Source organism: Rhizobacter sp. (assembly GCF_046595475.1).
In the GTDB taxonomy this organism is placed as follows: Bacteria; Pseudomonadota; Gammaproteobacteria; order Burkholderiales; family Burkholderiaceae_C; genus Rhizobacter.
The window spans coordinates 1-9,949 of sequence record NZ_JBKJOQ010000005.1; the positions used below are offsets into that span (position 1 = coordinate 1).

General features: G+C 63.7%; 10 protein-coding genes, 1 rRNA gene and 1 pseudogene. 4 read left to right on the plus strand and 8 right to left on the minus strand.

The genetic code is table 11. The features are described 5' to 3' along the window. Nucleotides 1-68 (minus strand): 16S ribosomal RNA (locus AC30QB_RS00950); the annotation flags it as partial. Nucleotides 69-437: 369 nt separating this feature from the next. Next, nucleotides 438-2,237 carry a phosphoenolpyruvate--protein phosphotransferase gene (gene ptsP, locus AC30QB_RS00955; RefSeq protein WP_489544308.1) on the minus strand — a complete coding sequence of 600 codons (1,800 nt, stop codon included), beginning with the start codon at nt 2,235-2,237 and terminating at the stop codon, nt 438-440. 138 nt (nt 2,238-2,375) lie between these two features. On the opposite strand from ptsP, the gene AC30QB_RS00960 reads away from it, so the two are divergent. After that, complete coding sequence (locus AC30QB_RS00960; protein WP_489544309.1) at nt 2,376-3,221, plus strand: GNAT family N-acetyltransferase; 846 nt, start codon at nt 2,376-2,378, stop codon at nt 3,219-3,221. Nucleotides 3,222-3,233: 12 nt separating this feature from the next. Here AC30QB_RS00960 and AC30QB_RS00965 read toward each other — a convergent pair whose 3' ends face one another. From AC30QB_RS00965 to AC30QB_RS00980, 4 genes are read right to left on the minus strand one after another with little or no spacing between them, the layout of a single operon-like run. Next, a complete protein-coding gene (locus AC30QB_RS00965; protein WP_489544310.1) occupies nt 3,234-3,503 on the minus strand; it encodes an HPr family phosphocarrier protein in 270 nt (89 codons plus the stop codon). Next, nucleotides 3,472-3,921, minus strand: a complete 450-nt coding sequence (locus tag AC30QB_RS00970) for a PTS sugar transporter subunit IIA (RefSeq protein WP_489544311.1) — start codon at nt 3,919-3,921, stop codon at nt 3,472-3,474. The genes AC30QB_RS00965 and AC30QB_RS00970 overlap by 32 nt, the downstream gene beginning before the upstream one ends. An 18-nt stretch (nt 3,922-3,939) precedes the next feature. After that, the gene (locus AC30QB_RS00975) at nt 3,940-5,175 is read right to left on the minus strand and encodes an MFS transporter (protein WP_489544312.1); all 1,236 of its coding nucleotides are present in this window, start codon (nt 5,173-5,175) and stop codon (nt 3,940-3,942) included. Beyond that, complete coding sequence (locus AC30QB_RS00980; protein ID WP_489544313.1) at nt 5,172-5,552, minus strand: hypothetical protein; 381 nt, start codon at nt 5,550-5,552, stop codon at nt 5,172-5,174. Before AC30QB_RS00980 ends, AC30QB_RS00975 begins: the two co-directional genes overlap by 4 nt. 193 nt (nt 5,553-5,745) lie before the next feature. On the opposite strand from AC30QB_RS00980, the gene AC30QB_RS00985 reads away from it, so the two are divergent. Beyond that, nucleotides 5,746-7,011 carry a CaiB/BaiF CoA transferase family protein gene (locus AC30QB_RS00985; protein WP_489544314.1) on the plus strand — a complete coding sequence of 422 codons (1,266 nt, stop codon included), beginning with the start codon at nt 5,746-5,748 and terminating at the stop codon, nt 7,009-7,011. A 153-nt stretch (nt 7,012-7,164) separates the two neighbouring features. After that, on the plus strand, nt 7,165-8,313 hold the full coding sequence (locus AC30QB_RS00990; protein ID WP_489544315.1) for a hypothetical protein: 1,149 nt from the start codon (nt 7,165-7,167) through the stop codon (nt 8,311-8,313). Nucleotides 8,314-8,326: 13 nt separating this feature from the next. Here the strand turns inward: AC30QB_RS00990 and AC30QB_RS00995 are convergent, their stop codons facing one another. Beyond that, nucleotides 8,327-9,013, minus strand: a complete 687-nt coding sequence (locus AC30QB_RS00995) for a DUF4197 domain-containing protein (protein ID WP_489544316.1) — start codon at nt 9,011-9,013, stop codon at nt 8,327-8,329. 12 nt (nt 9,014-9,025) lie between these two features. On the opposite strand from AC30QB_RS00995, the gene AC30QB_RS01000 reads away from it, so the two are divergent. After that, nucleotides 9,026-9,529 carry a TlpA family protein disulfide reductase gene (locus AC30QB_RS01000; protein ID WP_489544317.1) on the plus strand — a complete coding sequence of 168 codons (504 nt, stop codon included), beginning with the start codon at nt 9,026-9,028 and terminating at the stop codon, nt 9,527-9,529. On the opposite strand, the pseudogene AC30QB_RS01005 reads toward AC30QB_RS01000, so the two are convergent. Then, nucleotides 9,530-9,904, minus strand: a pseudogene (locus tag AC30QB_RS01005) (lipoyl synthase); the annotation flags it as partial. Between the last annotated feature and the right edge of the window lie 45 nt (nt 9,905-9,949).

The window sequence follows — 9,949 nt, forward strand, 5'->3', positions numbered from 1 at the left end:
CGTTCGACTTGCATGTGTAAGGCATGCCGCCAGCGTTCAATCTGAGCCAGGATCAAACTCTTCAGTTCGATCTTGATAAATTACTCAAAGAATTGATAGAAACTTCACTTGCATGAAATTCTATTTTCAGTGAGCGTTTTAGGTCCATGAGACCTTGAGTCTTGCGACTCTTGGCACTCGCCTTCAAACGCCCACACTTATCGGCTGTTAGTTTTTAAAGAGCTGCAACTCGCTATGCGTTGTTGCGTTGCTGATAACGTTTTGCAGTTATCAGCGAGAGAGCGAGTATGACATGTTTTTTAAACCCCTGTCAAATACTAGGCTATCTCTTTCTGCGCCGTTTACTGCTGCAACCCGGTTACTTCCGGGTCGTTTGCTGCAATCAGCGAAGACCACGACTATAGCATCGTTTTCGAAGGCCGCGCAAGTGCCCTCAATCAAAGATCAACGCGGACCGCTCGACTCTCGGGCAGGGCCGGTCTCGCAAACAGCTCGAGACAGGCTGCCTCCGCATCTTCGCTCCCCAGTACTGAACCCAGGTGCGGGGTCAATCGACGCGTGTCCGCACGGAGAACACGCTGCTTCACAGCAGCGATCTGTGAGGGATGCATGGAAAAGTTGCGCAGGCCCATGGCCAACAACAACTCGGTGAAGGCAGCGTCTCCCGCCATCTCACCGCAAACACTCACTGCCTTCCCAGTCTGTCGAGCGTAGGCAATGGTCTGCGCAATGAGCTGCAATACCGCAGGATGCCACGGGTCATAGAGATGCGCGACCGCCTCGTCCGCACGATCGATTGCCAACGTGTACTGAATCAGATCGTTGGTGCCGATGGAAACGAAATCGAAATGCCGCATCAGCGCCGGCAGGGCAATGGCAGCTGCCGGCACTTCAATCATGGCGCCGATGTCTACGGCTCCGTAGGCACGCCCCGCATCTGTCAGCTGCTGCTTCGCACGCGCAATGGCCTCAAGCGCAGAACGAACCTCGCTCACGTGCGCCACCATAGGGATAAGGATGCGCACCTTGCCTATCGCGCTGGCGCGCAGGATGGCCCGCAGCTGCTGGCGAAACATGCCAGGCTCCGACAAACTCCACCGTATGGCCCGCAGTCCCAACGCCGGGTTCAGCGCATGCTCGTGGCGCAGCTCGGTGGAGCTCAATCGGTCCAGCGGTTTGTCAGCCCCAATGTCGACCGTCCTGATGGTGACGGGCAAGCCTTTCATCGCCTCCACCGCTGCGCGGTAGGCCTCGAATTGCTCGTCTTCACCGGGCAACTCACCCCCGCGGTTCATGAAAAGGAACTCGCTGCGAAACAGACCCACACCAACGGCACCGGCCTCCAGCGCAGCTGGCGCATCACCCGGCAACTCGATGTTGGCTTGCAACTCCACCCGCTCTCCGTCGAGCGTGACAGCCGGGGTATGCCTCAGGCGAGACAGGCGGTCCCGCTCCAGCCCGCTTTGCCGCTGGCGAAAGCGATACTCCTCTAGCAGCAGAGGCGAAGGATCGACCACGACCACGCCGTTGTCGCCATCAATCACCACCCAATCGTCCTGGCGAATAATGTGGCTCGCCTCGCGCGCGCCCACCACTGCGGGGATGTCCATGCTGCGCGCCACGATGGCGGTATGCGAGGTGCGCCCACCCACGTCAGTGATGAAGCCGGTAAAGATGCTGCGCTTGAACTGGAGCATGTCGGCCGGCGCAATGTCATTGGCCACCAGTACCAAGGGATCTTCACCCGCAAAGTCGCGCGGGCTGACCCCAGGCGCCGGGGCATAAGAGGATGAAGGCCCGCGGGCCATTGCCCGCAGCAGCCGCTCTACCACCTGCTCCAGATCAGCCTTGCGCTCGCGCAGGTAGTCGTCTTCCATGTCGTCGAACTGCCGCGCCAGCACTTCGAGCTGCGCCGACAGTGCCCACTCGGCGTTGTAGTGCCGGTCTTGAATCCATTGCTTGGTTGCACCCGTAAGCGTTTCGTCGTGCAGCAGCATCAGGTGCACATCGAGCAAGGCAGAAAGCTCGCCAGGTGCATCGCTGGGCAGGTCACGCTGCAGCGTGCTGAGTTCGCTCGCCACAGCATCACGGGCCACGCGCAATCGCTCGATCTCTTCTGTGACCTGGATGTCTTCTATGAAGTAGTGGGCCACGTCAATTCGGCTGGATGCCACCAGCACGGCGCGACCGATGGCCACACCTCGTGAAACCGGCAACCCGAAGACCTGAAAACTCATGCGAAGCATCGTAGCAGCGCGTACCCAGTGGACACCTGGGAACGACCCGCGCCCTGCTGTCATCGCTGCGTCATGGCGCCTTCATGACGGCGTCATGCCCAGAACAGACCATAGGCGCACGATCTACAGGAGAAAGCTATGCGGGATCTTCCCCTGCCCACGATGCCCATCTCAGCGCTGCGTGCCGACACGTCCCGGAGGTCACTTCACCCCCGCTCGGCCTCTGCCGAACCTGTCCGCATTGACGCGTCTGGGTTTGAAGTGGTTTGGGCACGCGATGAAAGCGACGTTCGCCAGGCGCAGCAGCTGAGGCATCTGGTCTTCGCAGACGAAATGGGGGCGCGCCTGAGCGTGCCGCATGGCGCCCCTGCTGGCCATGACATCGACATGTTCGACCCGTTTTGCGAGCACCTGCTGGTGCGCGCGCCGGGCACCGCCGGCGAGCCCGGCCCGGTCATCGGCACCTACCGCGTGTTGACGCCCGACTCGGCCAAGCGCGTCGGCGGCCTGTACAGCGACACCGAGTTTGATCTCACGCGCTTGCGCCCCTTGCGCTCGTCCATGGTCGAACTTGGCCGTTCTTGCGTGCACCCTGCGTGGCGCTCGGGCGGCGTGATCATGGCCTTGTGGGGCGCACTGGCCGAGTTCATGGTGCGCAACAAACTAGACACCATGGTCGGCTGCGCCAGCGTCAGCATGCGCGACGGCGGACACTTCGCCGCCAGCCTGTGGGAGCAGCTTCGCCGCACGCACCTGGCCCCCATTGAGCTGCAAGTAACGCCACGCCTGCCGCTACCGGTGGACGACTTGCAGCACAGCCTCGATGTAGAGGCCCCGGCTTTGATCAAGGGCTATCTGCGTTGCGGCGCCAAGGTGCTCGGGCCACCGGCCTGGGACCCTGACTTCAACACGGCCGATCTGCCGATGCTGATGCGCATAGCCGACCTGCCAACGCGCTATCGCAAGCATTTTCTGGGCGCGTGACGCGCCGGGGGCTTACTCGCCCTCGCCGAACTTGTCGCCGATGAGCGCGAGCAGCGCATTCATCGCGGCTTGCTCGTCGGGGCCAGTGGTTTCGATTTCCACCTCGCTGCCTACCCCGGCCGCTAGCATCATCACACCCATGATGCTCTTGGCATTGACCCGGCGAGCGTTGCGGCTCATGAACACATCACTCTGAAAGCCACCGGCAAGTTTGGTGAGTTTGGCCGACGCGCGAGCGTGCAAGCCCAATTTATTGCTGATGCTGATGCTTGCTTTGATCATTGGCACCTGGTTTGAAGGCTTGGTTTTGCGGCCGCGACGTTGCCACTTGCATGACCCCCTGCGCCGCCCCCGCCACTGCGCGCGCCACCAGCGCATCGAGCGGCTCGTCGGCATAACAAAGCGAGCGCCACAGCATGGGCACGTTGACACCCGCAATCACCTTCACGTGCAGCCCATCGGCCAGGCGCTGCGCCACGTTGCAAGGCGTGGCGCCAAACACGTCGGTGAAGATCAAGGCGTCAGGGTTACTCACCTGGGCCAGCAGGGCGCGGGCGCGCACCTCGATCTCTTCGGCGGTTTCCTCGGGCGAGACGTCGAGCGCTTCTAGGCGGCGGCCGCAGTCGGGAAACGTGTGCTGAGCCACCGCCTTCAACGAAGACGCCAGAGGCGCGTGGGCAATGATCAGCAGTCCGGGCATGGGGGAATTATGAGAGTTTCAATGCGAATGAACCGCCGCCGTACGGGTTGTGCAGCGCTCGTCTCGCCACAAAAACCACACATACGACAACACACAGCACACCCATACCAACGCGAAAGCCCCCCTGAACGCTGACACGGTGCTCCAGCCCGAGGCCAACAACGCATCGATCACGGCACCCATGCTCCATTGCAGCGTGAACACCCCCGCGAAGATCACGAGGTTGTAGGCCGACAAGGCCCGCCCCGCGAGCCTTGCCCCGAAAGCCTGGCCAATCGCTGGCTGCGACAGCGAGACGAAGGAGCTCGACACACAAAACAGCGCCCAGACCCATGCCGTGCCCTCCGGGCCGAGCACGACGCCCATAAACAGCGCTCCCAGGCTCAGCGGCATGCCCCAGGCGATCAAACCATGCGCCGTCCAACCGCGCGCATACAAGTGCGGCACCGCCACACCCCAACCCATGAAGATGAGCAGCATGGCCAGGTTGATGGCAAACAGCCCGCTTGCCATCTGCTGCGCAGACCAGCCGCACACGCGAGTCAGCCAGGGCCCGACCCACAGCGATTGCAGCGCCACCATCGCACCGTATTGAAAGAACCCCATCGGCAGGTAGCGCAGAAAGGTGGGGTGCCGAAACACCTCTCGGTAGCCGCCAGCGTCGGAAACCGGAGGCGGCGAAGCGGGCGCATCGGACGGCACCGCCCAGGCCATGAGCGCCATCGCCATCCCGAACAGCAGCGCCACACACCAGAACAAGCCCCGCCACCCCAGCGAAGGGAGCAGCCACTGCACAGGCAAGGTCGACGCCAACAGGCCCAGCGAGCCGGTCATCAGCATCCACGAGTTGGCGCGCATCTGCGCAGTGGGGCCGAAGTTGCGCCGAAAGCTCGTCATAGGCGCCATCAGACAAGCGCTCACGCCCATGCCGATCAGGGCTCGCGCCAAGGTGAGGGCGGCAAAGCTCTTGGCCAGCGCAAACGCAATACAGCCGGCCACGGCCAGCACGAGACAAGCCAGCAGCACCCGTTTCGGCCCAAAGCGATCCAGTGCGCTGCCCAGGGGCAGCTGCATGGCGGCAAAGCCGAAAAAGTACGCCCCGGCCAGCAGCCCGAGATTGGCGGCACTCAGCGCCAGCTCGGCGCTGAAGGCTGGCGCCAAAGTGGCCACAACGCCTCGTACCAGGGCGGCAGGAAAGTAGGCGAAGGCGAAGCTCAGGAACACAAGCACCGCCGTGCGGGCGGGCAAGGTCATGAAGGCAGTTTCAAGCTGTCGAAGAAGTTGGCTGCGGCCTCGCGGCTGACATTAGCGCCCAACACCGTGCCCTGGAAAATCGTCGTTCCCTTGACGAAGAACCCGGCCTCCAGCGTCACCGCTTCTCCATCGGGCAGCCGGCCCACAATGCGCACCCGCTCGGCCAGCGGATTAGGCGTCATGCCGCTTACCTGCAGCGGCGCCACAGGCTGCGCCGACGACCCGAGGTTGGTCGCAGCCGCTACGCGCAGCGCCGAAAGAGAGGGCGTCACCCGAGTGGGGTCGGCCACGTCGGCATAGGCCAGCGCCCAGGTAGCGCCCCCGGCCTGGCAAGCGGCGAGCTGCATGCGCACACGCGCGCCATCGAGCGTGACCATGCGGGCGTCGTTCGAAGGCTTGCAGGGGAACAGTGCCAAAGCCCCGCTGCCCTCGGGCCTAACCTCACGCCAATCAAGAGTAGGTGAGCACGCGCACAGCAGTACGAGCGCAATCAGCGTGGCCGCACGGCCACTACGGGCAAGACAACTGAGCATCGGGGCATTATCAGGTTGGCTGCATGACAATCTTCGGATGAGCGCACCGACCCCATCAACTCCATCCACCACACCGCAGCCATTGGCCGGCATCCGCGTCCTCGATCTCTCACGCGTACTGGCCGGGCCATGGTGCACACAGACGCTGGCCGACCTGGGTGCAGACGTGATCAAGATAGAGCGGCCCATGAAAAACGGCGTCGGCGGCGATGACACCCGCGGCTGGGGCCCACCCTTCCTCAAAGACCGCGACGGCAGCGACACCGCCGAGGCCGCCTATTACCTAGGCACCAACCGCAACAAGCGCTCGGTCACCGTCGACATCGCTCAGCCCGAAGGCCAGGCGCTGATCCGCCGCTTGGCGGCCCAGTGCGACGTGTTCGTCGAGAACTTCAAGGTCGGCGACATGGCCCGCTACGGGCTGGACGCCGATGCGCTGCGCGCGCTGTACCCGCGCCTCGTGTACTGCTCGGTGACGGGCTTCGGCCAGACCGGCCCTTACCGAGAGCGTGCCGGCTACGACTACGCTGTGCAGGGCATGGGCGGCTTGATGAGCGTAACCGGCGAGCGCGACGACCTGCCCGGCGGGGGCCCGCAAAAAGTGGGCGTGGCCGTGGCCGATCTCTTCACCGGCATGTACGCCACGGTCGCCATTCTGGCCGCCCTGCGCCACCGCGACGCCACCGGTGATGGGCAGGCCATCGACATGGCGCTGCTCGACACCCAGGTCGCCATGCTCGCCAATCTGGGCGCCAACTACCTCGCCACCGGCGTAGCGCCGCAACGCATAGGCAACGCCCACCAAAACATCGTGCCCTATCAGGTGTTCGAGACCGCTGACGGCCACCTCATCCTGGCAGTGGGAAACGACAGCCAGTTCGCGAAGTTCTGCGACGTGGCCGGCTGCTCCGACCTCGCCCGCGACGCCCGCTACATCAAGAACGCCGACCGCGTGCGCCACCGCGCCACGCTGGTGCCACTGCTGGCCGACATCATGAAGACCCGCGAGAAGCACGAATGGCTGGTCGCGCTCGAAGCCGCCAAGGTGCCCTGCGGCGCCATCAACAGCCTTGGCGAGGTGTTTGCCGACCCGCACGTGCAGTCGCGCGGCATGACGGTCGCTATGCCCCATCCGCTGACCGACCAGTTACAACTCGTGGCCAGCCCGATGAAGCTTTCAGCCACGCCGGTGCAGTACCGGCGAGCCCCGCCGCTGCTGGGTGAGCACACCGACGAGGTCTTGCGCGAGCTGGGCTGGAGCACCGAAGAAATCGTGCAGTTGCGGGGAAGCGGGTCGATTTGATGACCAACTTCCCCCGTAAAAACGGGTGCAAAACTGCCCCCCAAGTCCGGGGGAGTACAAGAGTTCTTTTGTGACAGCGAGCCGAAGTCCGGGGACACTTACGGCGTGCAACATTTGGCACATTTGTGACGAAAATTGTTTGTTGAGGCCCCCATGGACATGACCGACCTGAACCGCGCGCCCTCTCAGGCATCCCACGCCGCTGAGCCAGTAGCGCCTGTCGCGCAAGATCACTGGCGCGACGTGGTCGGTGAAATAAGCGCCGAAATCGCCGGCCCCCTCACCGCTGCACTCGACCGGGTACAAACCCTCGTCACCACCGGCCGCATCGACCGCAGCAGCCTTCGCGCCTTGGGCGACGAGATCCAACGTGCGCGACAGGTCAGCATGTCGGGCCAGCAAATCGCCCGCCTGGCCTCGGGCCGGCTGCGCCAGACCCATGAGCGCCTGCCGCTCACCGAAACCCTCAAAGACGTGCTGACCCAGCGCGCTCGCGAAACCCAGGCCCGCGGCATTCACATCAAGCAGGTGCTGCGCCCGGCCGAAGTGATCGTCGACGCTTCGCTGCTGTTCAGCCTGCTCAACACTTTGCTCAGCTGGACCATGGAGCATGCGCGCTCGGTCATTGAGCTGCGGGTGGACATCAAGACCTGGCCGACCCACGCACGCCTGGCCACCAAATTCGCCTATCGTCCTGTCGACCAGCATGCCGATGCCGACGACGAAGTGGCCCTGCAGGCCGTACTCGACTCCATGACTTGGCGCCTGGTGCAGCAAACCGCATGGACCATGGGCTTGCCCATCGAGCGCAAGGTGACCGGCGCCGAAGTGCACCTGACCATCGAATTCCCGCGCACCATCAGCGACCAAATCGAGGGCGTGAGCGCCATCGAGCTCGACCAGGGCTTCTCGCCCTCACTGCATGCCAAGCCGCTCTCGGGCAGCCAGGTGCTGGTCGTGGCATCGCGGCGCGACGTGCGCGTGCAGGTGCGCGACGCCATCCGCAACATGGGCATGATCGTCGACTTCGTCAACTCGGTCGAAGAGGCGCGCGACTTCTGCCGCGGCGGCCTGCCGCACGCCATCATCATCGAGTCGGTGCTGCGCGGAGACCGCTTCAACGACCTGCGCAACGAGGTCGAGTCTGATGGTGCCGAGGTGGTCTTCATCGAGATCATCGAAGAAGGCAACACTTTCGAGATCTCGGGCTTCGGCGGCTTGAGCATGGCCCGCGTGGGGCGCGACGCCATCCTCACATCGCTGCCGTCGGCGCTGATGTTCGAGCTGGCCAAGACGATCTGATCAAGCCTGTCGCTTACTTCAGGCTGCCAAACACCTTCTTCAGGATCGCGCTGCCCGTGGCCACCGGGTTGGCGCGAATCTTCTTCTCCTCTTCGCCGATCATCAGGTACAGCCCGTCAAGCGCCTTCTCGGTCACATAGGCCTCGATGCTCGAATCCTGCGGTTTGAGCAGCCCCAAGCTCGCGGCCCTGCGGGCCACCGAGTTGTACCTGTCGACCAAGGCCACCTTCTCGGTCGCCCTGGTCACGATGGGCAAAAACTTCACCCCCAGCGGCTCGCGCGTCTTGCCGGTGAAAAACAGGGTCACCGAGTTGTCGCCCCCGGTGATCACCTGCCTGGCATCTTCCACACTCATGCTCTTCACAGCGTTCACCAGCAGCGCTTTCGCCTCGGGCACCGCCGCTTCAGCGGCGCGGTTCATCGCGGTCTCAAGCGCGTCCAGGCGCTTCTGCTGGCCGGTCAACTGCAGCAGCTTGACGGCATCGTCCAGAAAGCTCGGCAGCGGAATGCGCACCTTCGGGTTGCCCAGGAAACCATCGGTCTTGCCCAGCAACCCGACGGCCGCGACCGCGCCGCGCTCGAGCGCCACCCGGATGCCTGTCGCAGCATCGCTTTCGGACAACCACGCTGCCGGCGCCCGGCCCCAAGCCCCCAGACCCAGCATTGCGGCGGCTGCCGACGTAAACTTTCTTCGCTGCATGACCACTTCCCGATGAAATTGAACCGCCATCTTGCCGTTGCCCTGTTCGTTTTGGCAATCGGCGCTGCAGCAGCCTTCTGGGCCCAAGGGAGACACCCGACGGCACCCGACCTGGCTTACACCCACCTCGACGGCACCGCCGGCCACATCGCCCAGCTCAAGGGCAAGGTGGTGCTGGTGAACTTCTGGGCCACCACCTGCGTCACCTGCGTGAAAGAGATGCCGCAGATGATCGCCACGCACCACAAGTTCAGCGCTCGCGGCTATGAAACGCTGGCCGTGGCAATGAGCTATGACCCGCCGGTGTCGGTGGTCAGCTTCAGCGAGTCACGCAAGCTGCCCTTCACCGTGGTGATCGACAACACCGGCTCGGTGGCCCGCGGGTTCGGCGACGTGGCCGTCACGCCCACCTCGGTGCTTATCAACAAGCGCGGCGAGATCGTCAAGCGCTACGTCGGCGAGCCCGACTTCGCAGCCCTGCACCAGTTGGTGGAAGCGCTGCTCGCCGAAACCTGATCAGACCACCACCGCCACTCCGGCCCCTGCCGCCTGCTTGTCGGCGTGGTAGCTGCTGCGCACCAGCGCGCCAATGGCGGCGTGGCTAAAGCCCATCTTCACCGCCTCGGCCTCATACATCTTGAAGGTGTCGGGGTGCACGTAGCGGCGCACCGGCAGATGGTGGCCACTCGGCGCCAGGTACTGGCCGATGGTGAGCATGTCGATGCCGTGCTCGCGCATGTCGCGCATCACCTGCAAGATCTCTTCATCGGTCTCGCCCAAGCCCACCATGATGCCGCTCTTGGTCGGCACATGCGGTGCGAATTCCTTGAAGCGCTTCAGCAGGTTGAGTGAGTAGGCGTAGTCGGAGCCCGGGCGCGCTTCTTTGTACAAAGAAGCGCGCCCGGGCTCCGACTACGCCTACTCACTCAACCTGCT

Excerpts from the sequence above, each read along its gene's own strand:
- ptsP (WP_489544308.1), bottom strand. The coding sequence starts at position 2,237 with ATGAGTTTTCAGGTCTTCGGGTTGCCGGTTTCACGAGGTGTGGCCATC.
- AC30QB_RS00960 (WP_489544309.1), top strand. The coding sequence starts at position 2,376 with ATGCGGGATCTTCCCCTGCCCACGATGCCCATCTCAGCGCTGCGTGCC.
- AC30QB_RS00965 (WP_489544310.1), bottom strand. The coding sequence starts at position 3,503 with ATGATCAAAGCAAGCATCAGCATCAGCAATAAATTGGGCTTGCACGCT.
- AC30QB_RS00970 (WP_489544311.1), bottom strand. The coding sequence starts at position 3,921 with ATGCCCGGACTGCTGATCATTGCCCACGCGCCTCTGGCGTCTTCGTTG.
- AC30QB_RS00975 (WP_489544312.1), bottom strand. The coding sequence starts at position 5,175 with ATGACCTTGCCCGCCCGCACGGCGGTGCTTGTGTTCCTGAGCTTCGCC.
- AC30QB_RS00980 (WP_489544313.1), bottom strand. The coding sequence starts at position 5,552 with ATGGTCACGCTCGATGGCGCGCGTGTGCGCATGCAGCTCGCCGCTTGC.
- AC30QB_RS00985 (WP_489544314.1), top strand. The coding sequence starts at position 5,746 with ATGAGCGCACCGACCCCATCAACTCCATCCACCACACCGCAGCCATTG.
- AC30QB_RS00990 (WP_489544315.1), top strand. The coding sequence starts at position 7,165 with ATGGACATGACCGACCTGAACCGCGCGCCCTCTCAGGCATCCCACGCC.
- AC30QB_RS00995 (WP_489544316.1), bottom strand. The coding sequence starts at position 9,013 with ATGCAGCGAAGAAAGTTTACGTCGGCAGCCGCCGCAATGCTGGGTCTG.
- AC30QB_RS01000 (WP_489544317.1), top strand. The coding sequence starts at position 9,026 with ATGAAATTGAACCGCCATCTTGCCGTTGCCCTGTTCGTTTTGGCAATC.